Annotated in this window: 16 protein-coding genes and 3 pseudogenes; 13 read left to right on the forward strand and 6 right to left on the reverse strand. The window is 51.1% G+C overall.

Annotation, left to right across the window (positions count from 1 at the left end; genetic code table 11):
- Window positions 1-3 precede the first annotated feature (3 nt).
- Together C1192_RS13220 and C1192_RS13225 are read left to right on the forward strand one after the other, a co-directional pair.
- A complete protein-coding gene (locus C1192_RS13220; protein WP_001210260.1) occupies window positions 4-477 on the forward strand; it encodes a TRAP transporter small permease in 474 nt (157 codons plus the stop codon).
- On the forward strand, window positions 474-1739 hold the full coding sequence (locus tag C1192_RS13225; RefSeq protein ID WP_038354911.1) for a TRAP transporter large permease: 1266 nt from the start codon (window positions 474-476) through the stop codon (window positions 1737-1739). Before C1192_RS13220 ends, C1192_RS13225 begins: the two co-directional genes overlap by 4 nt.
- A 42-nt stretch (window positions 1740-1781) precedes the next feature.
- Here C1192_RS13225 and tsr read toward each other — a convergent pair whose 3' ends face one another.
- Window positions 1782-3443 carry a methyl-accepting chemotaxis protein gene (gene tsr / locus C1192_RS13230; RefSeq protein ID WP_038354910.1) on the reverse strand — a complete coding sequence of 554 codons (1662 nt, stop codon included), beginning with the start codon at window positions 3441-3443 and terminating at the stop codon, window positions 1782-1784.
- 560 nt (window positions 3444-4003) lie between these two features.
- On the opposite strand from tsr, the gene btsT reads away from it, so the two are divergent.
- The 3 genes from btsT to yjiA all read left to right on the forward strand — a co-directional run bounded on the left by btsT (window position 4004) and on the right by yjiA (window position 7456).
- Window positions 4004-6154 carry a pyruvate/proton symporter BtsT gene (gene btsT, locus C1192_RS13240; protein ID WP_019841686.1) on the forward strand — a complete coding sequence of 717 codons (2151 nt, stop codon included), beginning with the start codon at window positions 4004-4006 and terminating at the stop codon, window positions 6152-6154.
- A gap of 131 nt (window positions 6155-6285) precedes the next feature.
- On the forward strand, window positions 6286-6489 hold the full coding sequence (locus C1192_RS13245) for a YbdD/YjiX family protein (RefSeq protein WP_038354909.1): 204 nt from the start codon (window positions 6286-6288) through the stop codon (window positions 6487-6489).
- A gap of 10 nt (window positions 6490-6499) precedes the next feature.
- Window positions 6500-7456, forward strand: coding sequence for a GTPase (gene yjiA, locus C1192_RS13250; RefSeq protein ID WP_001297640.1), 957 nt, complete (start codon window positions 6500-6502; stop codon window positions 7454-7456).
- Between the two features lie 43 nt (window positions 7457-7499).
- On the opposite strand, the gene mrr is transcribed toward yjiA, so the two are convergent.
- Entirely contained in the window at window positions 7500-8414 is a 915-nt protein-coding gene (mrr, locus tag C1192_RS13255) for an adenine/cytosine-specific restriction endonuclease Mrr (protein ID WP_001517695.1), read from the reverse strand.
- 187 nt (window positions 8415-8601) lie between these two features.
- On the opposite strand from mrr, the pseudogene hsdR reads away from it, so the two are divergent.
- From hsdR to symE, 4 genes and pseudogenes are all read left to right on the forward strand, one after another.
- Window positions 8602-12089, forward strand: a pseudogene (gene hsdR, locus C1192_RS13260) (type I restriction-modification system endonuclease).
- A gap of 200 nt (window positions 12090-12289) precedes the next feature.
- Complete coding sequence (gene hsdM / locus C1192_RS13270) at window positions 12290-13879, forward strand: type I restriction-modification system methyltransferase (RefSeq protein WP_038354908.1); 1590 nt, start codon at window positions 12290-12292, stop codon at window positions 13877-13879.
- On the forward strand, window positions 13876-15288 hold the full coding sequence (locus C1192_RS13275) for a restriction endonuclease subunit S (protein ID WP_038354907.1): 1413 nt from the start codon (window positions 13876-13878) through the stop codon (window positions 15286-15288). The genes hsdM and C1192_RS13275 overlap by 4 nt, the downstream gene beginning before the upstream one ends.
- A gap of 227 nt (window positions 15289-15515) precedes the next feature.
- Complete coding sequence (symE, locus tag C1192_RS13280; protein ID WP_038354906.1) at window positions 15516-15857, forward strand: endoribonuclease SymE; 342 nt, start codon at window positions 15516-15518, stop codon at window positions 15855-15857.
- Between the two features lie 46 nt (window positions 15858-15903).
- Here symE and C1192_RS13285 read toward each other — a convergent pair whose 3' ends face one another.
- From C1192_RS13285 to C1192_RS13300, 4 genes and pseudogenes are all read right to left on the reverse strand, one after another.
- A complete protein-coding gene (locus tag C1192_RS13285; RefSeq protein ID WP_077784548.1) occupies window positions 15904-17067 on the reverse strand; it encodes a GmrSD restriction endonuclease domain-containing protein in 1164 nt (387 codons plus the stop codon).
- Window positions 17068-17391: 324 nt separating this feature from the next.
- Window positions 17392-17997 (reverse strand): annotated as a pseudogene (locus C1192_RS13290) (DUF262 domain-containing protein); the annotation flags it as partial.
- Window positions 17998-18092: 95 nt separating this feature from the next.
- Window positions 18093-18221 carry a DUF1127 domain-containing protein gene (locus C1192_RS26105; protein ID WP_228995449.1) on the reverse strand — a complete coding sequence of 43 codons (129 nt, stop codon included), beginning with the start codon at window positions 18219-18221 and terminating at the stop codon, window positions 18093-18095.
- Window positions 18222-18458: 237 nt separating this feature from the next.
- Window positions 18459-19403 (reverse strand): Rpn family recombination-promoting nuclease/putative transposase, encoded by a 945-nt coding sequence (locus C1192_RS13300; RefSeq protein WP_038354903.1) that lies wholly within the window; start codon window positions 19401-19403, stop codon window positions 18459-18461.
- 184 nt (window positions 19404-19587) lie between these two features.
- On the opposite strand from C1192_RS13300, the gene C1192_RS13305 reads away from it, so the two are divergent.
- From C1192_RS13305 to C1192_RS13320, 4 genes and pseudogenes are all read left to right on the forward strand, one after another.
- A complete protein-coding gene (locus C1192_RS13305) occupies window positions 19588-20868 on the forward strand; it encodes a DUF445 domain-containing protein (RefSeq protein WP_010378299.1) in 1281 nt (426 codons plus the stop codon).
- Between the two features lie 118 nt (window positions 20869-20986).
- Window positions 20987-22138 (forward strand): double-cubane-cluster-containing anaerobic reductase, encoded by a 1152-nt coding sequence (locus C1192_RS13310; RefSeq protein WP_038354902.1) that lies wholly within the window; start codon window positions 20987-20989, stop codon window positions 22136-22138.
- A 9-nt stretch (window positions 22139-22147) separates the two neighbouring features.
- Window positions 22148-22915: pseudogene (gene yjiL, locus C1192_RS13315) on the forward strand (putative 2-hydroxyacyl-CoA dehydratase activator YjiL).
- Complete coding sequence (locus C1192_RS13320) at window positions 22912-23169, forward strand: putative Se/S carrier protein (RefSeq protein ID WP_010378310.1); 258 nt, start codon at window positions 22912-22914, stop codon at window positions 23167-23169. The pseudogene yjiL and the gene C1192_RS13320 overlap by 4 nt, the downstream one beginning before the upstream one ends.
- The last annotated feature ends 21 nt before the right edge of the window (window positions 23170-23190 follow it).

A 23190-nucleotide genomic window follows, 5' to 3' on the forward strand; every position in this document is an offset into this window, starting at 1 on the left:
TTCATGCGTTTTTTCGGCAAACTGGCAGAGTTTAGCGCTGCCTTTGCGCTGTTTGTTCTGGTTGTGATGACAATTGGAGCAGTATTTATGCGCTATTTCATCGGCCAACCGATTCAGTGGACAGAAGAGATGTCCGGGATGCTGATGATTTGGGTGGTGATGCTAGGTGGTATCGTGGCAGAGCGCGACCGGGCACATCTGACCATCCCTTTTGTAATGGATATGCTGCCAGCCACCATCAGACGAGTGATTGCTGTTCTGGTCGCCCTTCTCTCCCTCTGCGTGTTGCTTTATATGGCCTGGCTGGGCTACCGGCTGGCGGAAATGGCGCAGTTTAAAGTGACACAAATACTGAAAGTTTCCTGGTTCTGGATCGATCTGGCGGTCCCTGTCGGCGCGCTGGCAACTGCTCTCTATACCCTTTACTGGTTAATCACCGATATAAAGCAACCCCATAGCGGAGACGAAAAACAATGAGTTGGTTATTGATTATCCCGCTAATGATCGTCTGTTTATTTCTTAACATTCGGGTCTATCTGGCGATGTTTATTGGCATCATCGCTTACTTTTTATTCTTCTCCAGCGTGCCGATCGAAATTGCCGTCCAGAGGCTAATCGCCCCGACGCAAAGTCCTTCACTACTGGCTATTCCGTTTTTTATTTTGCTGGGTACGCTAATGAGCTACACCGGCATTGCAGAACGCATTTTACAAATTGCCAACGTCCTGGTGGGGAAAATGCGCGGTGGTCTGGGCGTAGCGAATATTCTCGTCAGCACCATGATGGGCGGTGTCAGTGCCTCTAACCTTGCAGATGCAGCAATGTTATCGCGCATGATGGTGCCGGAAATGGAACGCAAAGGTTACAACCGTGCCTTTGCCGCCGCCATTACCGCTGGCGGTTCGTTAGTCACGCCAATCATACCGCCGGGAATTGCCCTGATTATTTACGGTCTGGTTGCGGATGTCTCTATCGGCAAAATGTTTATCGCCGGACTGGTGCCTGGTTTGCTGTGTGCGGTCGTGCTGATGTTTACCGTCTACCTCGTCGCCCGCAGAACAAACGCCAAACCCTCGCGTGAAAGCTGGCCAACGGGCAAAGAAGTGGTGTTCTCTCTCGGTCAGGCGTGGCCAGCGCTGTTTCTGATTTTTGCCGTAGTCGGCGGCATTCGGGCGAATATCTTCACCCCGACGGAAGCAGGTGCCGCAGCGGTATTAATCGTTCTGGCGATTGGCTTTTTCATCTACCGTGAAATGAAAGTTTCCCACGTAGTTAAAGCTCTCGGTGAAACCGCACGCGCCACGGCGTCGGTGATGCTGGTGATTATGGCCAGCGCCGCCCTGGGTTGGATTTTCTCAATGGAACATGCTGGCGTCGCGGTGGCGAATTTCGTCACCTCGCTGACTGAAAACAAATATATGTTCCTTTTGATTATCAACGTATTGCTTTTGACGTTGGGGATGTTTCTGGAAGGAAACGCCATTCTGTTGATCCTGGTGCCGCTACTGAAACCGGTGGTCGAACACTTTGGTATCGATCCGGTACATTTCGGTATCATCATGATCTTCAACCTGTCGATTGGCGCGTTCACGCCGCCGGTGGGCACCGTGATGCTGCTGGTGTGTAATATCACGCAAGTTTCTGTAGGTAATTTCTTTAAGCAATCTCTGCCACTGCTGGTAGCCCTGCTGCTGATGCTGGTCACATATATCCCGGCAATTTCGCTGTTCCTGGTATAACGATAAAAACGCCGGATGAAGCACTCATCCGGCGTCATTGTGTTAAAACGTCTCCCAGTTATCCCCGCTATCGGCAACGGCAATTTTGCGCGGCGCAACCGGTGCCACACTGTTTACTGCCAACGCGTCGCGCTGACGCTGTTGCTCTTGCTGAATACGAAATACAGCCACAGCTTCAGTCAGGCGGCTGGCCTGCTCTTCCAGCGCGGCGGCAGCGGCGGCAGACTCTTCCACCAGCGCAGCGTTCTGTTGCGTTACCCGATCCATCTCGACAACCGCTAAACCAACCTGATCGATACCACGACTCTGCTCATCAGAAGCAGAGGCAATTTCACCCATAATATCGGTCACGCGGGTCACGGCGCTGACAATCTCCGCCATCGTTTCCCCGGCACTTTCGACCAGCGTAGAGCCAACATCCACTTTGCCAACCGAGTCTTCAATCAGAGTCTTAATTTCACGCGCCGCCTGAGCGCTACGCTGAGCCAGATTACGCACTTCTCCCGCAACTACCGCAAAACCGCGACCTTGTTCACCCGCGCGTGCCGCTTCGACCGCCGCATTCAAGGCCAGAATATTAGTCTGGAAAGCAATGCCGTCGATAACACTGATAATGTCGGCAATTTTCTGCGAACTGGTAGAAATATCACGCATGGTCTGTACCACGCTATCCACCACATTTCCGCCGCGTTGTGCTGTTTCAGAAGCACTTAATGCCAGATGGCTGGCCTGCCGCGCGTTCTCGGCATTTTGTTTCACTGTCGCGGTCAGTTGCTCCATGCTGGCTGCCGTCTCTTCCAGCGAAGCAGCCTGTTGCTCGGTGCGCGAAGAGAGGTCATTGTTGCCGGTGGCGATTTCGCTGGCCCCGCTATAGATGGCATTCGCGCCGTTACGCACATCGCCTACGGTACGTACCAGCTCACTTTGCATATGACGCAAACTCTCTGCCAGTTGACCCACTTCATTGGAACCGTCCACCTCAATCGATTTCACCAGATCACCGCCAGCAATATGGCGAATGCTGTCGATCAGGCGATTCATCGGTGCCACCAGCGACGTTTTAATACCAAACCAAACGGCGAAAATCACCGCCAGTACGACGATCAGCACGCACGCCAGCACCCACATTGCCTGGTTATAGGAAGCATTATTATCGGTGACGGCGATGTCATAGAGACGATCGTTTTGCTGCATATACGCCATATACTGCTTTTCGAACCCGTCCTGATATCCCTGGGTAGGTTGGTCAAAAAACGCATTGATTTTGCCCGCACTTAACAACTGGATCAGCTCCGCCAGTGCATTGTGATAGATATCGTAATTGCGTTTGATCTCAGTAGCAGCCGCTGTGCTCTGACGCGAGTTACGCGGTAGTGCCTCGTAATCTGCCCAGTTTTTTTCCGCTTGTTTCAGTGAAAGAGTGGCACTCTGCATCAGCTCGGCAACAGTTGAACCACTGCCAATATTGTTCTGATCCATCATGTAGCGGATACCCGCGCGGTTGAGGGTGTTACGCGTCTGCAACAACTCAACCCAACTGCTATTCAGCGTAGATTGCTGCTGGCGAATGGTTTGTAAAACGGAGAAGTATTCTTTGTCCTTCTTTAAGGTATTAAAGAACAGACCGCCTGATGTTAGTTGTAAAAGGCCGAAAATGGCCAAAACCAGTAGTACACTGGTCACGATCCTGATACGTTTTAGCATGGTTTCTCTTTTCCTGTTGACCGATAGCAGGATTTTCGGCCTGGAATGAGAAAACTTTATAGGTAGCGGCTTTAAACTGGCTAAATTTACCTCACTTTTTTTATTTTTGTTCAAAAATACAATAGCCACGCATTGGTACATTTTCTTTTCTTATTTTTTTCACACTAATTGTATCTATTTTGAACATGAGAATATTTGCCAATAGTTTAATATTATTGGCCAAAACAATATTACCGGTTGGGAAGTGTGGTTTTATATTGTTATTTAATATATATAGAATAAATATAATTTTTATATGAGTAACACAACCGGGAGATAAAACTCGCTCTGGGTGTGATCATCATCACATAAATAACCTTCGTAAACCTCGCCCAATACCGCTCAACTGCAAAACTGACCGCTTACATCCCTAATATAACCGCTCAGTTATTTACCTTACTTTACGCGCGCGTAACTCTGGCAACATCACTGCAGGATAGCGGTCTATTTACCTCCTCAAACGCAACGCAAACCTAGAACGGCTTCGGCCAACTATTAATCAATACATGCCAGGTTTTACTATGGATACTAAAAAGATATTCAAGCACATACCCTGGGTGATTCTCGGAATCATCGGTGCATTCTGCCTCGCGGTAGTTGCATTACGTCGGGGGGAGCACGTCAGTGCCCTGTGGATCGTGGTCGCCTCTGTGTCGGTGTATCTGGTGGCGTATCGCTACTACAGTCTGTACATCGCCCAGAAGGTGATGAAACTCGACCCCACGCGCGCGACGCCTGCGGTTATTAACAACGACGGTCTGAACTACGTTCCGACCAACCGTTACGTGTTGTTTGGTCACCACTTCGCCGCTATCGCCGGTGCTGGTCCGCTGGTGGGGCCGGTTCTCGCCGCGCAAATGGGCTACCTGCCGGGCACGCTGTGGCTGCTGGCAGGCGTGGTGCTGGCCGGTGCGGTTCAGGACTTTATGGTGCTGTTTATCTCTTCTCGCCGTAACGGCGCATCTCTCGGTGAGATGATCAAAGAAGAGATGGGGCCAGTACCTGGGACTATCGCGCTGTTTGGCTGTTTCTTAATCATGATCATCATCCTGGCGGTACTGGCGCTGATCGTGGTTAAAGCCCTGGCCGAAAGTCCGTGGGGTGTCTTCACCGTTTGCTCAACCGTACCGATTGCGCTGTTTATGGGTATCTACATGCGCTTTATTCGTCCGGGGCGTGTAGGTGAAGTCTCTGTCATTGGTATTGTGCTGCTGGTTGCCTCTATCTACTTCGGCGGCGTGATTGCTCACGACCCTTACTGGGGTCCGGCACTGACCTTTAAAGACACCACCATTACCTTCGCGCTGATTGGCTATGCGTTTGTTTCCGCGCTGCTGCCGGTGTGGTTGATCCTCGCACCGCGCGACTATCTGGCAACCTTCCTGAAAATCGGCGTTATCGTCGGCCTGGCGCTGGGTATCGTGGTGCTGAACCCGGAACTGAAAATGCCTGCGATGACTCAGTACATTGATGGTACTGGCCCGCTGTGGAAAGGCGCTCTGTTCCCGTTCCTGTTCATCACCATCGCCTGTGGTGCGGTATCTGGCTTCCACGCGCTGATCTCTTCCGGTACGACGCCGAAACTGCTGGCTAACGAAACCGACGCGCGTTTCATTGGCTACGGCGCAATGCTGATGGAGTCCTTCGTGGCGATTATGGCGCTGGTTGCTGCGTCCATCATCGAACCGGGTCTTTACTTCGCGATGAACACCCCGCCAGCGGGTCTCGGCATCACCATGCCTAACCTGCATGAAATGGGTGGCGAGAACGCGCCTGTCATCATGGCACAACTGAAAGACGTTACCGCACACGCGGCGGCAACTGTCAGTTCCTGGGGCTTCGTGATTTCGCCGGAACAGATCCTGCAAACTGCGAAAGACATTGGTGAACCCTCTGTCCTGAACCGTGCGGGTGGCGCGCCGACGCTGGCGGTAGGTATCGCTCACGTGTTCCACAAAGTGCTGCCGATGGCTGACATGGGCTTCTGGTATCACTTCGGTATTCTGTTCGAAGCACTGTTCATCCTGACCGCGCTGGATGCCGGTACGCGTTCTGGCCGCTTTATGCTGCAAGACCTGCTGGGCAACTTCATCCCGTTCCTGAAAAAAACCGACTCTCTGGTTGCCGGTATCATCGGTACTGCGGGCTGTGTGGGTCTGTGGGGCTACCTGCTGTATCAGGGTGTGGTCGATCCGCTGGGCGGCGTTAAGAGCCTGTGGCCGCTGTTCGGTATCTCTAACCAGATGCTGGCAGCCGTGGCGCTGGTACTGAGCACTGTGGTGCTGATTAAGATGAAGCGCACTAAATACATCTGGGTTACCGTTATCCCGGCAGTATGGCTGCTTATCTGCACTACCTGGGCGCTGGGTCTGAAACTGTTCAGCAACAACCCGCAGATGGAAGGCTTCTTCTACATGGCAAGCCAGTACAAAGAGAAGATTGCTAACGGTACTGACCTGACGGCACAGCAGATTGCCAACATGAACCACATCGTTGTGAACAACTACACCAACGCAGGCCTGAGTATTCTGTTCCTGATTGTGGTGTACAGCATCATCTTCTACGGTTTCAAAACCTGGCTGAAGGTGCGTAACAGTGACAAACGTACTGACAAAGAAACGCCGTACGTTCCAATCCCGGAAGGCGGCGTGAAGATCTCTTCGCATCACTAACCGGTTGCCGGATGCGCTGCGCGTATCCGGCCTACAAAGTGTCTATCGTAGGCCGGATAAGGCGTTTTACGCCGCATCCGGCAAATCCCCGGCCCGGCTCTTCCGGGCTTTACGCATATCTGGAAGGCAAAATGTTTGGTAACTTAGGACAGGCAAAAAAATATCTCGGCCAGGTGGCGAAGATGTTGATTGGCATTCCAGACTACGACAACTACGTCGAGCATATGAAGACCAACCATCCCGACAAGCCGTACATGAGCTATGAAGAATTCTTCCGCGAACGCCAGAACGCGCGCTACGGCGGCGATGGTAAAGGCGGTATGCGCTGTTGTTAATGGAGAGAGCATGAACCCGATTGCAGTCACCCTACTCACCGGTTTTTTAGGCGCGGGCAAAACCACCCTGCTACGCCATATTCTTAACGAACAGCACGGCTATAAGATTGCCGTGATTGAAAACGAATTTGGCGAAGTCTCCGTCGATGATCAACTGATTGGCGACCGCGCCACGCAGATCAAAACGCTGACCAACGGCTGCATCTGCTGTTCCCGCTCCAACGAACTGGAAGATGCGCTGCTCGACCTGCTGGATAATCTCGACAAGGGCAATATTCAGTTCGACCGTCTGGTGATTGAATGCACCGGCATGGCCGATCCCGGCCCGATTATTCAGACCTTTTTCTCCCATGAGATTTTATGCCAGCGTTACCTGCTGGACGGCGTGATTGCGCTGGTAGATGCGGTACATGCCGATGAGCAGATGAACCAGTTCACTATCGCCCAGTCACAGGTTGGCTACGCCGACCGTATTCTGCTGACCAAAACCGACGTCGCAGGCGAAGCAGAAAAACTGCGTGAACGTCTGGCGCGCATCAACGCCCGCGCGCCGGTCTACACCGTCACCCACGGCGACATCGACCTGGGTCTGCTGTTCAACACCAACGGTTTTATGCTGGAAGAGAACGTTGTCAGCACCAAACCGCGTTTCCACTTTATCGCGGATAAACAAAACGATATTTCGTCGATTGTGGTGGAACTGGATTACCCGGTAGATATCAGCGAAGTTTCCCGGGTGATGGAAAACCTGCTGCTGGAATCGGCAGATAAGCTGCTGCGTTACAAAGGGATGCTATGGATTGACGGCGAACCTAACCGCCTGCTGTTCCAGGGCGTCCAGCGCCTCTACAGCGCCGACTGGGATCGACCGTGGGGCGATGAAAAACCGCATAGCACGATGGTGTTTATTGGGATCCAGTTGCCGGAGGAAGAGATAAGGGCAGCGTTTGCGGGGTTGAGGAAGTAAGGGCTGGTAGGCCGGATAAGCACAGCGCATCCGGCCAGGTTTTTCACTCAAAATAGTCCATATCCAGTTTCGGCACCTTCAACAAACGTGAAGAAACCCCTACTTCGTTTTCGATCATTAAGTGCACCAGGCGTTCCCCATCAACCAACACCATCCCCTCGACGGATTGGGCAAAGTCACGCGCCTGAGACGTAAATCCAGAAGTGGTAATAAAAACTCCACGTTTCGCTTTTTGCCCGGCCAGTGCGCCATAAAACGCCTGTAATTCTGGCCTGCCTACAGTGTTCTGCCAACGTTTTGCCTGAACATAAACTTTCTCCAGGCCCAGTTTATCAAGCGAGATTACGCCATCAATACCACCATCTCCAGTACCGCCAACACGCTGCAAATCATCACGGTGGCCGCCATACCCCAGGCGATGCAAAACATCCAGAACAATGACTTCAAAGCGCGAAGGAGAAACCTGCAATAAGTTTTCCAGAACCTCATCAGCCACCGCATCACGAAGTTCCTTTAGCGCCTGATCTAACCGATCGTCCGGGCTGCTCTTTGCCAGTTCTTCATGATCGGGAGTGTCGGCTTTTGGCTCTAAATCGACGGCATCCGGCTGTGACTTGAGTTTGACATTCGTAAAATCGAAGGCCAGATGGTTCGTCTCCTGCTCCGTCATTGGCTGGGGATGAGACGCAACCCAGTCAAAACCAGCGGGGGTTAGGCACCATTTGCCACGCGACAAACTCTGCGATAACCCGGCACGTTTTAAACGGTCATGCGCCCAGCCTGCACGATTTTTATAAACAAGTTGTCCGCTGGTAATGACTTTCGCTCGCTGGCTGTCATCCAGCCCTAATGCATCCGCGGCAGCCTCATGGACATCACGCGCGGCTGCACCTTCCGGTTTTGTCGCCAGATAACGCAGAACAGGTTCAATAAATTTGTCATAGGTAGGAACCGTCATAGTACATCCTTGCAGAATCAGGTAGATGTTTTTCGGCTACTATAGCACTACAAAAATAGACGAACACGTTAGAAATGAGTCAGTTGCTGTGACCGCGGTCATTGCCCGGAAAGGTACAGAAAGCTAAGATGAGATGTTATGGGCCTTAAATATTTGGACAGGCCCACACAGCAATGGATTAATAACAATGATGAATAAATCCAATTTTGAATTCCTGAAAGGCGTCAACGACTTCACTTATGCCATCGCCTGTGCGGCGGAAAATAACTACCCGGATGATCCCAACACGACGCTGATTAAAATGCGTATGTTTGGCGAAGCCACACCGAAACATCTTGGTCTGTTACTCAACATCCCCCCTTGTGAGAACCAACACGATCTCCTGCGCGAACTTGGCAAAATCGCCTTCGTTGATGACAACATTCTCTCTGTATTCCACAAATTACGCCGCATTGGTAACCAGGCGGTGCACGAATATCATAACGATCTCGACGATGCCCAGATGTGCCTGCGACTCGGGTTCCGCCTGGCGGTCTGGTACTACCGTCTGGTCACTAAAGATTATGACTTCCCGGTGCCTGTGTTTGTATTGCCAGAACGTGGCGAGAACCTCTATCACCAGGAAGTGCTGACGCTAAAACAACAGCTTGAACAGCAGGCGCGAGAAAAAGCGCAGACTCAGGCAGAAGTCGAAGCGCAACAGCAGAAGCTGGTTGCTCTGAACGGCTATATCGCCATTCTGGAAGGCAAACAGCAGGAAACCGAAGCGCAAACCCGGGCTCGCCTTGCTGCACTGGAAGCGCAGCTCGCCGAGAAGAACGCGGAGCTGGCCAAACAGACTGAACAGGAACGTAAGGCTTACCACAAAGAAATTACCGATCAGGCTATCAAGCGCACGCTCAACCTTAGCGAAGAAGAGAGCCGTTTTCTTATTGATGCCCAACTGCGTAAAGCAGGCTGGCAGGCCGACAGTAAAACCCTGCGCTTCTCCAAAGGCGCACGCCCTGAACCCGGCGTCAATAAAGCCATTGCTGAATGGCCGACCGGGAAAGATGAAACGGGTAAACAGGGCTTTGCGGATTATGTGCTGTTTGTCGGCCTCAAACCCATCGCGGTGGTAGAGGCGAAACGTAACAATATCGACGTTCCTGCCAGGCTCAATGAGTCGTATCGCTACAGTAAATGTTTCGATAATGGCTTCCTGCGGGAAACCTTGCTTGAGCACTATTCACCGGATGAAGTGCATGAAGCGGTGCCGGAGTATGAAACCAGTTGGCAGGACACCAGCGGCCAACAACGGTTTAAAATCCCTTTCTGCTACTCGACCAACGGGCGCGAATACCGCGCAGCGATGAAGACTAAAAGTGGCATCTGGTATCGCGACGTGCGTGATACCCGCAATATGTCGAAAGCCCTACCCGAGTGGCATCGCCCGGAAGAGCTGCTGGAAATGCTCGCCAGCGAACCGCAAAAACAGAATCAGTGGTTTGCCAATAACCCTGGCATGAGCGAGCTGGGCCTGCGTTATTATCAGGAAGATGCTGTCCGCGCGGTTGAAAAGGCAATCGTCAACGGTCAACAAGAGATCCTGCTGGCAATGGCGACCGGTACAGGTAAAACCCGTACGGCGATCGCCATGATGTTCCGCCTGATCCAGTCCCAGCGTTTTAAACGCATTCTCTTCCTCGTTGACCGCCGTTCTCTTGGCGAACAGGCGCTGGGCGCGTTTGAAGATACACGTATTAACGGCGACACTTTCAACAGCATTTTCGACATTAAAGGGCTGACGGATAAATTCCCGGAAGACAGCACCAAAATTCACGTAGCCACCGTACAGTCGCTGGTGAAACGCACCCTGCAATCAGATGAACCAATGCCGGTGGCCCGTTACGACTGTATCGTCGTTGACGAAGCGCATCGCGGCTACATTCTCGATAAAGAGCAGACCGAAGGCGAACTGCAGTTCCGCAGCCAACTGGATTACGTTTCTGCCTATCGTCGCGTTCTCGATCACTTCGATGCGGTAAAAATCGCCCTCACCGCCACCCCGGCGCTGCATACGGTGCAGATTTTCGGCGAGCCGGTTTAGCGTTACACCTACCGTACCGCGGTTATCGACGGTTTTCTGATCGACCAGGATCCGCCGATTCAGATCACCACCCGCAACGCACAGGAGGGAGTTTATCTCTCCAAAGGCGAACAGGTAGAGCGCATCAGCCCGCAGGGGGAAGTGATCAACGACACCCTGGAAGACGATCAGGATTTTGAGGTCGCCGACTTTAACCGTGGTTTGGTGATCCCGGCGTTTAACCGCGCCGTCTGTAACGAACTCACCAACTACCTTGACCCGACCGGGTCACAAAAAACGCTGGTCTTCTGCGTCACCAATGCCCATGCCGATATGGTGGTGGAAGAGCTGCGTACCGCGTTCAAGAAAAAGTATCCGCAACTGGAGCACGACGCGATCATCAAGATCACCGGTGATGCCGATAAAGACGCGCGCAAAGTGCAGACCATGATCACCCGCTTCAATAAAGAGCGGCTGCCCAATATCGTGGTGACCGTCGACCTGCTGACAACCGGCGTCGATATTCCGTCGATATGTAACATCGTGTTCCTGCGTAAAGTACGCAGCCGTATTCTGTACGAGCAGATGAAAGGCCGCGCCACGCGCTTATGCCCGGACGTGAATAAAACCAGCTTTAAGATTTTCGACTGCGTCGATATCTACAGCACGCTGGAGAGCGTCGACACCATGCGTCCGGTGGTGGTGCGTCCGAAGGTGGAACTGCAAACCCTGGTCAACGAAATTACCGATTCAGGAACCTATAAAATCACCGAAGCGGACGGCCGTAGCTTTGCCGAGCACAGCCATGAACAACTGGTGGCGAAGCTCCAGCGCATCATCGGCCTGGCCACGTTTAACCGTAACCGCAGCGAAACGATAGACAAACAGGTGCGTCGTCTGGATGAGCTATGCCAGGACGCGGCGGGCGTGAACTTTAACGGCTTCGCCTCGCGCCTGCGGGAAAAAGGGCCGCACTGGAGCGCCGAAGTCTTTAACAAACTGCCTGGCTTTATCGCCCGTCTGGAAAAGCTGAAAACCGACATCAACAACCTGAATAATGCGCCGATCTTCCTCGATATTGACGATGAAGTGGTGAGCGTAAAATCGCTGTACGGTGATTACGACACGCCGCAGGATTTCCTCGAAGCCTTTGACTCGCTGGTGCAACGTTCCCCGAACGCGCAACCGGCATTGCAGGCGGTGATCAATCGCCCGCGCGATCTCACCCGTAAAGGACTGGTCGAGCTACAGGAGTGGTTTGACCGCCAGCACTTTGAGGAATCTTCCCTGCGCAAAGCGTGGAAAGAGACGCGCAATGAAGATATCGCCGCGCGGCGGTGGGCGATGCGCTGAAACCGTTTGAGGAACGTGTCGATCACGCGCTGACGCGCATTAAGGGCGAAAACGACTGGAGCAGCGAGCAATTAAGCTGGCTCGATCGTTTAGCGCAGGCGCTGAAAGAGAAAGTGGTGCTCGACGACGATGTGTTCAAAACCGGCAACTTCCACCGTCGCGGCGGGAAGGCAATGCTGCAAAGAACCTTCGACGATAATCTCGACAGCCTGCTCGATAAATTCAGCGATTATATTTGGGATGAACTCGCCTGACACGTATACACTTCATCCTTCAGGCTGCCTCTGCGTTGGCTGCGCTCGTTCACCCCGGTCACGTACTTCTGTACGCTCCTGGGGATTCACTCGCTTGCCACCTTGATGCAACCTGAATGATTTTGTGTATATTACCCCCGGCAATTTCTTTTTCTGCGGCCCCGAACATGCGGGCCGCTGCTTAATTTACGGAACTCACAATGAACAATAACGATCTGGTCGCCAAGCTGTGGAAGCTGTGCGACAACCTGCGCGATGGCGGCGTTTCCTATCAAAACTACGTCAATGAACTCGCCTCGCTGCTGTTTTTGAAAATGTGTAAAGAGACCGGACAGGAAGCCGATTACCTGCCGGAAGGCTACCGCTGGGATGACCTGAAATCGCGCATCGGCCAGGAGCAGTTGCAGTTCTACCGTAACCTGCTGGTACATCTGGGCGCCGACAATCAAAAGCTGGTGCAGGCGGTATTCCAGAACGTCAACACAACCATTACCCAGCCAAAACAGTTGACCGAGCTGGTCAGCAATATGGATTCACTGGACTGGTACAACGGTGCGCACGGTAAGTCGCGCGATGACTTCGGCGATATGTACGAAGGGCTGTTGCAGAAGAACGCGAATGAAACCAAGTCTGGCGCAGGCCAGTACTTCACCCCGCGTCCGCTGATTAAAACCATTATTCATCTGCTGAAACCGCAGCCGCGTGAAGTGGTGCAGGATCCGGCAGCAGGTACGGCGGGCTTTTTGATTGAAGCCGACCGCTACGTTAAGTCGCAAACCAATGATCTGGACGACCTTGATGGCGACACGCAGGATTTCCAGATCCACCGCGCGTTTATCGGCCTCGAACTGGTGCCCGGCACCCGTCGTCTGGCACTGATGAACTGCCTGCTGCACGATATTGAAGGCAACCTCGACCACGGCGGCGCAATCCGTCTGGGCAACACTCTGGGTAGCGACGGTGAAAACCTGCCGAAGGCGCATATTGTCGCCACTAACCCGCCGTTTGGCAGCGCCGCAGGCACCAACATTACCCGCACCTTTGTTCACCCGACCAGTAACAAACAGTTGTGCTTTATGCAGCATATTATCGAAACGCTGCACCCCGGCGGTCGTGCGGCGGTGGTGGTGCCGGATAACGTGCTGTTTGAAGGCGGCAAAGGCACCGACATTCGTCGTGACCTGATGGATAAGTGTCATCTGCACACCATTCTGCGCCTGCCGACCGGTATTTTTTACGCGCAGGGCGTGAAGACCAACGTGCTGTTCTTCACCAAAGGCACGGTGGCGAACCCACATCAGGATAAGAACTGCACCGATGACGTGTGGGTGTACGACCTGCGTACCAATATGCCGAGCTTTGGTAAACGCACGCCGTTTACCGACGAGCATTTGCAGCCGTTTGAGCGCGTGTATGGCGAAGACCCGCACGGTTTAAGCCCGCGTAGCGAAGGCGACTGGGAATTCGACGCAGAAAAAAGTGAAATTGCCGACAGCGAAGAGAACAAAAACACCGATCAGCATCTGGCCACCAGCCGCTGGCGCAAATTCAGCCGCGAGTGGATCCGCACCGCGAAATCCGATTCGTTGGATATCTCCTGGCTGAAAGATAAAGACAGCATTGATGCCGACAACCTACCGGAGCCGGATGTGTTAGCGGCAGAAGCGATGGGTGAGCTGGTGCAGGCGCTGGGCGAACTGGATGCGCTGATGCGTGAACTGGGGGCGAGCGATGAGGCGGATGCGCAGCGTCAGTTGCTGGAAGAAGCGTTTGGTGGGGTGAAGGAATGAGTTCGGAGAAATTGCCGGAGGGGTGGGTTGAAACTCAGCTTGGGAAAATCATTGAACTCAAATATGGAAAATCATTAGCTGCACCATCTCGCGATGGAAAAGATTTCCCTGTTTATGGTTCCAACGGCATAGTGGGAATGCATTCAGCCCCATTAATAAATGGTGCGGGTTTAATAGTTGGAAGAAAAGGTTCATATGGTGTTGTGCAAAAATCAACAGGGCCATTTTTTCCTATAGATACCACCTACTATATCGATGATTTATACAATCAACCCATTGATTATTGGTACTATTACTTAACCTTTTTACCGTTAACTAAATTAAATCGTTCTACCGCAATTCCAGGCCTAAACAGAGAGGATGCATATAATCTTAATATTGCCATCCCGCCACTTGCCGAACAAAAAATCATCGCAGAAAAACTCGATACGCTGCTGGCGCAAGTAGACAGCACCAAAGCACGTCTTGAGCAAATCCCACAAATCCTGAAACGTTTTCGGCAGGCGGTATTGGCTGCAGCGGTGAGTGGAAAATTAACTCAAGAATGGAGGAGTAACAATAAGACTCTTGAGTCTGCTCAAGATTTGCTAAAACGCTGGTTAGATATTAGGGAAAATAATTTCATTAGCAACCAATATAATTTATTGGAAAATAAAAAGATAAAAAAAATCAAAAATTTTCCTAAGCCTCTTCAACCAGATACAACTACGGGCAATGAACTAGCAGTTCCTGAAGAATGGAAAATTGTCAGTGTTTCTCAATTCGCTGATTGTTTAGATAGTCAACGTATTCCAGTCAAAAAAGAAAACAGGATTGCATCTGAAGGGATCTATCCTTATTTTGGAGCCAATGGCGAAGTCGATCGGGTTGATGACTATATTTTTGATGGTGATTATGTTTTGGTGACAGAAGATGAAACTTTCTATGGAAGAGTAAAACCTATTGCCTACCGATTTACTGGGAAATGTTGGGTAAATAATCATGTACACATCTTGTCTGCGCCAACAAAAATAGCTAATGACTATTTATGTTATGCATTAATGTATTACAAAATAATCCCTTGGTTAACTGGAACCACAGGTCGCGCCAAATTGACCCAAGGTGCGTTAAATGTTTTACCTATCGGACTACCTCCTGAGAGAGAAATTGAAGAAATCGTTCGTCGCGTCGAGCAACTCTTCGCCTACGCCGACACCATAGAAAAACAGGTCAACAACGCCTTAGCCCGCGTCAACAACCTGACGCAATCCATTCTGGCAAAAGCGTTCCGTGGTGAACTCACCGCCCAGTGGCGGGCCGAAAACCCGGATTTAATCAGCGGTGAAAATAGCGCCGCTGCGTTGCTGGAAAAAATCAAAGCTGAACGCACGGCCAGCGGGGGTAAAAAAGCCTCGCGGAAAAAATCCTGATCATTATTTTCTGGCGCACCTGTCTGGTGCGCTTTTTATTATTTCGCACCAATCATAACTCACACAAATATATTTAAATCATTCCAGAAATTGCCCATTTTATTCTATTTTTATCTGGACTTGCCCTGTGTTTACTGTTGATATATTCAGGTATTTAGCGCGGTGCGGGTGTGCGCCAACACACCCGCGCCGCTGATCACAATCACTATTCCAGGAGAATAGCAGTTATGACTGACACGCATTCTATTGCACAACCGTTCGAACCAGAAGTCTCCCCGGCAAATAACCGTCACGTTACCGTTGGTTATGTGAGCCGCTACCCGGATCACGCGCATATTCCCGCTCTCACGCTGAAAGGTCAGTGGCTCGAAGCCGCTGGTTTTGCCACCGGCACGGCGGTAGATGTCAAAGTGATGGAAGGCTGTATTATCCTCACCGCCCAACCACCCGCCGCCGAAGAGAGCGAACTGATGCAGTCGCTGCGCCAGGTGTGCAAGCTGTCGGTACGTAAACAAAAGCAGGTGCAGGAGTTTATTGGGGTGATTGCGGGTAAACAGAAAGTCGCCTGATACATTGACCCGGTAGCGCCAGTGCTACCGGGTATTATTCGCCGCGTTACACCAACGCGCTCTCCATCTGCTTTTCAAATGCCTGACGAATTAATCCCATAATGTAAGGAAGTTGTGTTAGGTCGCTGAAACCAATTTCCACATCGCCATTGCCACTACGTGCCATACCGGTTACATCTCTTGCCATCCGTTGAGGATCAATCAGTTCGGGAAATGGCATATTCAGTGTCAAATGCAGTTGTTTTTTCTGTGGCACCACATCGACAAAGTTCGTTTCAGCTTTAAAGGCGATATACCGTTTCAATACTTCCTGCGTAATCCCGGCATCTATACGCATCACTGCATCGCAAAAATAATCAAACAAGATTCGGCTATGCTCACCTTTTTGTAAGAACGGATAATCATTCAAATTGTACCGGGGCAAGCGGGCCGGTTGCGCACGCCAGACCGCCAATACCTCTTCCGGAAGATACGGCGTCCCCCAGACCTGGACCGCAAGCTCCGCAAGGCGAGCGGCTCGGGCATGAATGGCAGCTTCATCCCATTTTTCGCACTGTCCAAGACCGATATTCAAATAGAGCGGGCTATGTTTAAAGCCCTCTTCAATATCGCGTTTTTCCGCAAAAGATCTGTCACTGTAGCGGGAGTTATAGCGCGTTAAAGTGAGATTCCCCAACGTATGTAAAAGTTCTTTATGCACACGCTGCCAGTCACTTCCCAGCTCTTCGCGCCATTTAGCCGACAGGTTCTCGTTCTGTGGCATAATGTGTTCAATCGTAAACTCTTCCACGCGCTCTCTGCGTTTATCGTTTTCCAGTCGTCGTAACCAGTAGCTGCGGCTGCGGAAGTTATAGAGATCGCGAATTTTTAATTCCCGTTTAAACTCCTCATCGTTGGGAAAACGACGATATGAAGGTAGTTCTAATAAATGCGCCTGAACGCTTTCCAGATATTTTTCTTTATTAATGACCTTATAAAAAGTCGCAAACGTCTTATTCAGAGAATTTGTCGGAATCGCACATACTGCACGGCGGAAAACATAAGATTCAATTAAACAAATTATGCGCAGGAAATCTTCGTGAGACAAAACGCTATTTTTATAGTCATGATAAAGCACCAGTAAAAAAGGATACGCCACATCGACTTTTAACTCACGCAAGTCATGAAAAGCCGTGGCAAGCGATTTGTCACTTTCTTTACCCAATGCCATCGCACAGTAATACTCCGCATAGATGTGAATATCTTCAACCAGCCGATCCACGCCTTTTTCAGCAACACTCTGGCTGCGGGCATGCAGTTTAAATGCCTCATAGACTTCATCTGTCCGAGGGATCTCCCCCGTTTTTACCGTCAGATAATGACGCATAAAACTGTCAAAATATTCGCTGTAACCATGCTGACCAAAAGCGACTTCCATTGGTCGCCAGTGATCTTCATACAACCGGGTTTGATGCTCTGGTTCGAGGCCCATCAGAATAAAATTGCGCACCAGATCGGCCTGGCTTAACGCCTTACCGGTGGAATTCATACTTTCAAAAATCAGTTGCGGATTATCCTGACCACGATTAAGCGCCACATCGACAATTAATAACTTTGCTAACCCTCGACATAAGGGGATCAAGTCATCACCGAGTTTGGCAATTTGCTCATCAAAGAAAGTAAAGTTTTCCATTATTCGATGGGAATAGTTTTCTGGCATTGGTCTTTGTTTTATTAACGCCAGCAAACTGTCTTTATCAGTCTCGGTCAGCAGTAATTTAAATCCTTTCTCGCCGTACTCATAAGGATTGAGTAAATAATAATTACGCAATTTCATTGCCGAAAAGCCCTCAAAAACTTCGTCTTCGCCAAGATGGCGCGATAAAGCCTCAATCAGCAACATTGCGGTCGTCAGCCGCTGCTGACCATCAATGACCAGCAACGGAGAAATACCAGAAACCTGATACAACCCCTGCTCTATATAAACAACAGAACCGATAAAATGCGCTGATATATCGTCACGCTTTCCGGCACGAATGATGTCGTCCCAAAGTTGCCGACATTGTTGCCCGGTCCATGAATAGGTGCGTTGATAAATGGGAATAACAAACTGCTGCGAACGTTTTAAAAAATCGAGTAGGCGAGCCTCTGTGGCTTTCATCCTGGCGTCCTTCCATGAAGCAATAATGGCGCAATAATAACCACTTCCTTGTGGAGGTTATAGAGAAATCCTGTTTATCCGCGACGAACTGTCCTTCACTCCACATCCTCCCTGCGCAACCCAATATCCTTCAACCGCTCATCACTCATCTGCTGTAACACGCGCCGGGTCTGCTTTTTCAGCCACCAGCTTCTCACCGCCTGCCAGAGTTGCACAAGGCCGATAAACGGCGCTTTGGCTTTGTTTTCGTGAAATTACATCTGCTGCCTCCTCATCTTTCAGAGGCTTCATCATCCGCCTTCTGGCAGCTCACAATGCAGATACAACTATTACTTTTATTTAACATACAGACAGGTTAAAACAGCATCTACAAATATCGTAAATTCAATAGATTGCAGATAAAATGTAAGTCTGATAAGCGTAGCGCATCAGGCAGTTTTTCGTATGCCATCAGTCTCTGATTAGTACTCGATCCATGGATCGCGCTTGCTTTCAGGCAAGGGCTGCTCTAATGCCTGCATTTGATCTGCCGAAAGTCCGGTGATTTTTTGTATCCATTCAGGATCTGCCCCATTCTGCAACAACAATCGGAGGGGGCGCAGTTCCCCTTCTTCTTTCCCTTTCTCCCTCCCCAACAGCCATCCATCATGATGAATTCGCTCTGCAATCGTCATTATTCGCTCCCTTTGTTGTGGCATTCGACGGGTAAGTTCGCTGATAAACTTCTTAAAACGCGCTTCATCACCAGTCAGTAAAATGTAATTTAACAGCGCAGTTATCTGGCTGTCATTAGCACACTCTGTAACCAGTAATACTACCAGTTGATCGATAAGCCCCATCAGATCGCGCTGGCGAATATGCTTTTGGATCAACTCCAACAGGGCGACTCTGCGATGCTGCACAATCTCGTCGTCCGGCACCACGGTGACATCCACCAGCGGGAACGCGGCGGAATAAAGTTTCCGTGCGGTAGCCGGGTCGGCAAATTCATCCAGCCAGCACAAAGACCAGGGATAAGGACTACGGCTACCGTGATAAAACAGCATAGGGATGACCAGCGGTAGCGGTTGGCGTTTATCATGCTCTATATGGCGCTGCATCACCGCCATGGAATATCGCATCAGACGAAAGGCCATATGAATATCCTCGCTGCTCTGATGTTCAATCACCACATAGATATAGCCATCACCTTCGCGGGTCTTTACCGACCACAGAATATCAGAGTGTAGCGCCCGCAATTTTTCATCGACAAAGCGGGCTGATTCCAGTTTTAAGGTGTCGAGATCGCACAGTTCACGTAAATCTTTGGGTAAGTGGATCTCCATAAAATCCCGCGCGGTGTCAGGGTGGGTGAGAAAGGATTTAAATAATGCGTCATGCGGCGTGCTGGTCGTGAAGTTTGTCATGGCGAGCCATCACCTATAAAAGAGATGGCCTGACTTTAGCGATTAATAAACCGACTCTCACCCGGTAATTTCCCATTCCCCGAGGCGCTTTCCAGGCTATTTTGGTTCTCCTGCAAGCGATACATTTTTCTGGAAGGCATCTCGATTTTTGCGTGAATCTACCGCCAGGCTCTATCCTTACGATATGAATAAAATCATTGAACTCCGACGCGCCAAAATGCTGGCGCTCTCTTTGCTGCTCGTCGCCGCTGCGACCTTTGTTGTTACGCTTTTTCTACCCGCCAATTTTTGGGTGAGTGGTGTTAAGGCTATCGCAGAGGCGGCAATGGTCGGCGCGCTGGCAGACTGGTTTGCGGTGGTGGCGTTGTTTCGCCGCGTGCCGATTCCGATTATTTCTCGCCATACGGCGATTATTCCGCGAAATAAAGACCGGATTGGCGAAAACCTCGGCCAGTTCGTGCAGGAAAAATTTCTTGATACCCAATCGCTGGTCGCGCTGATTCGTCGTCATGAACCGGCATTATTGATTGGCAACTGGTTTAGCCAGCCGGAAAACGCCCGCCGTGTCGGTCAGCATCTGTTGCAGATCATGAGTGGTTTTCTCGAACTGACCGATGATGCACGTATTCAGCGTCTGCTTAAGCGCGCGGTGCATCGGGCGATTGATAAAGTGGATCTTTCCGGCACCAGTGCATTGATGCTGGAGAGCATGACCAAAAACGATCGTCATCAGGTGCTGCTCGATACGCTGATCGCACAGTTGATTGCCCTGCTCCAGCGTGATAAATCGCGCAAATTTATCGCCCAGCAGATTGTCCGCTGGCTGGAGAGTGAACACCCGCTAAAAGCCAAAATTTTGCCTACCGAATGGCTGGGTGAACATAGCGCAGAGTTGGTTTCTGATGCCGTGAATTCTTTGCTTGATGATATCAGCCGCGATCGCGCTCATCAGATCCGCCATGCGTTTGATCGCGCCACCTTTGCGTTGATCGATAAGCTAAAAAACGATCCCGAAATGGCGGCGCGCGCCGACAATATCAAAGCGTATCTGAAAGAAGATGAAGCCTTTAACCGCTATCTCAGTGAATTGTGGGGGGATTTACGGCAGTGGCTGAAAGCGGATATCAACAGCGAAGACTCTCGCGTGAAGGAGCGTATCGCGCGGGCAGGTCAGTGGTTTGGGGAGACGTTAATTGCCGATGACGCCTTGCGGGCGTCGTTAAATGGTCATCTCGAACAGGCCGCGCACCGCGTCGCGCCTGAGTTTTCGGCATTCCTGACGCGACACATTACTGACACGGTAAAAAGCTGGGATGCGCGCGATATGTCACGGCAAATCGAGTTAAATATCGGCAAAGATCTCCAGTTTATCCGCGTTAATGGCACGCTGGTTGGGGGTTGTATCGGGTTGATACTGTATCTTTTATCGCAAATCCCGACCTTGTTATCCATCGGCAATTTTTAGAGATCAATGAAAATACGCTAAGAGGCTAACCGCGAGAGAGATCAAATAAACCACACTAAAAACATGGTAATAATGTGGCCTCTTTTCATCATCTCCCGTGTTACGGGGAAGGAAAATCATGTCACTTGTCACCGATCTACCCACCATTTTCGATCAGTTCTCCGAAGCTCGCCAAAAAGGCTTTCTCACCGTCATGGATCTCAAAGAGCGCGGCATTCCGCTGGTTGGCACCTACTGCACGTTTATGCCGCAGGAGATCCCAATGGCCGCCGGGGCGGTTGTTGTCTCGCTCTGTTCCACCTCTGATGAAACCATTGAAGAAGCGGAGAAAGATCTGCCGCGCAACCTCTGTCCGCTGATTAAAAGTAGCTACGGCTTCGGCAAAACTGATAAATGCCCTTACTTTTACTTTTCTGATCTGGTGGTCGGTGAAACTACCTGCGACGGCAAAAAGAAAATGTACGAGTACATGGCGGAGTTTAAACCCGTGCATGTGATGCAACTGCCGAACAGTGTGCAGGACGAGGCTTCGCGCGCGTTGTGGAAAGCTGAAATGCTGCGCTTGCAAAAGGTAGTGGAAGAACGTTTCGGACAAGAGATCACAGAAGACGCGTTGCGCGATGCCATTACACTGAAAAATCGCGAACGCCGTGCACTGGCGAACTTCTATCATCTGGGGCAGTTAAATCCCCCGGCGCTTAGCGGCAGCGACATTCTGAAAGTCGTTTACGGCGCAACCTTCCGTTTCGATAAAGACGCATTGATCAATGAACTGGATACAATGACCGCCCGCGTTCGTCAGCAATGGGAAGAAGGTCAGCGGCTGGAGCCGCGTCCACGCATTTTAATTACCGGCTGCCCAATTGGCGGCGCAGCAGAGAAAGTGGTGCGCGCGATTGAAGAGAACGGCGGCTGGGTGGTCGGTTATGAAAACTGCACGGGGGCAAAAGCGACTGAGCAATGTGTGGCGGAAACGGGCGATGTCTATGATGCGCTGGCCGACAAGTATCTGGCGATTGGCTGCTCCTGTGTTTCTCCGAATGATCAACGTCTGAAAATGCTCAGCCAGATGGTGGAGGAGTATCAGGTCGATGGCGTGGTAGACGTGATTTTGCAGGCGTGCCATACCTACGCGGTGGAATCGTTGGCGATTAAATGTCACGTGCGCCAGCAGCACAACATTCCTTATATCGCCATTGAAACGGACTACTCCACTTCGGATATCGGGCAGCTCAGTACCCGCGTCGCGGCCTTTATTGAGATGCTGTAAGAGGTGGCTGTGAGGTATTCGATAGGCATTGATTCCGGTTCTACCGCCACCAAAGGGATCTTACTGGCAGACGGCGTGATTATGCGCCGTTTCCTCGTTCCAACGCCATTTCGCCCGGCAATAGCAATTACAGAAGCCTAGGAAACTCTGCGCGAAGGGTTAGAGACAACGCCGTTTCTGACGCTCACCGGTTACGGGCGGCAACTGGTGGATTTTGCCGATAAACAGGTGACGGAAATCTCCTGCCACGGGCTGGGAGCGCGGTTTCTTGCGCCAGCAACGCGCGCGGTGATCGACATCGGCGGCCAGGACAGCAAAGTGATTCAACTTGATGGTGACGGTAATCTGTGTGACTTCCTGATGAATGACAAATGTGCGGCAGGAACCGGACGTTTTCTGGAAGTGATTTCGCGTACGCTGGGCACCAGCATCGAGGAACTCGACTGTATTACCGAAAATGTGCCACCGCACGCCATCAGCAGTATGTGTACGGTGTTTGCCGAATCAGAAGTGATCAGTCTGCGTTCTGCCGGGGTAGCGCCGGAAGCGATTCTCGCCGGAGTGATTAACGCTATGGCGCGCCGCAGCGCCAATTTCATTGCTCGTCTCTCCTGTGAAGCGCCGATTCTGTTTACTGGCGGTGTCAGCCATTGCCAGGTCTTTTCCCGGATGCTGGAAACTCACCAGGGAATGCCAGTACATACCCATCCTGATGCACAATTCGCTGGCGCAATTGGCGCAGCGGTGATTGGTCAGCGGCAGAGAAAACGCACATGAAAGAGTATCTTTTTTTATTTCACTCAACGGTCGGCGTCGTGCAAACGCGCAAGGCGTTGCAAGCAGCGGGCATGGCTTTTCGCGTCTCGGATATTCCCCGTGAGTTACGTGGAGGCTGTGGGCTATGCATCTGGTTGAGGTGTCCTGCTGGTGAGGAAACACAATGGGTTATCCCAGGTCAAACAGAGTCAATTTATTATCAGCAGGATGGGAGCTGGCTGTGTATTGCAGATTACGATTCAACTCCGCGTTAAGGATTCATTAAGATCGCTACG

Origin of the sequence: Escherichia marmotae (genome assembly GCF_002900365.1) — a bacterium.
Classification (GTDB): domain Bacteria; phylum Pseudomonadota; class Gammaproteobacteria; order Enterobacterales; family Enterobacteriaceae; genus Escherichia; species Escherichia marmotae.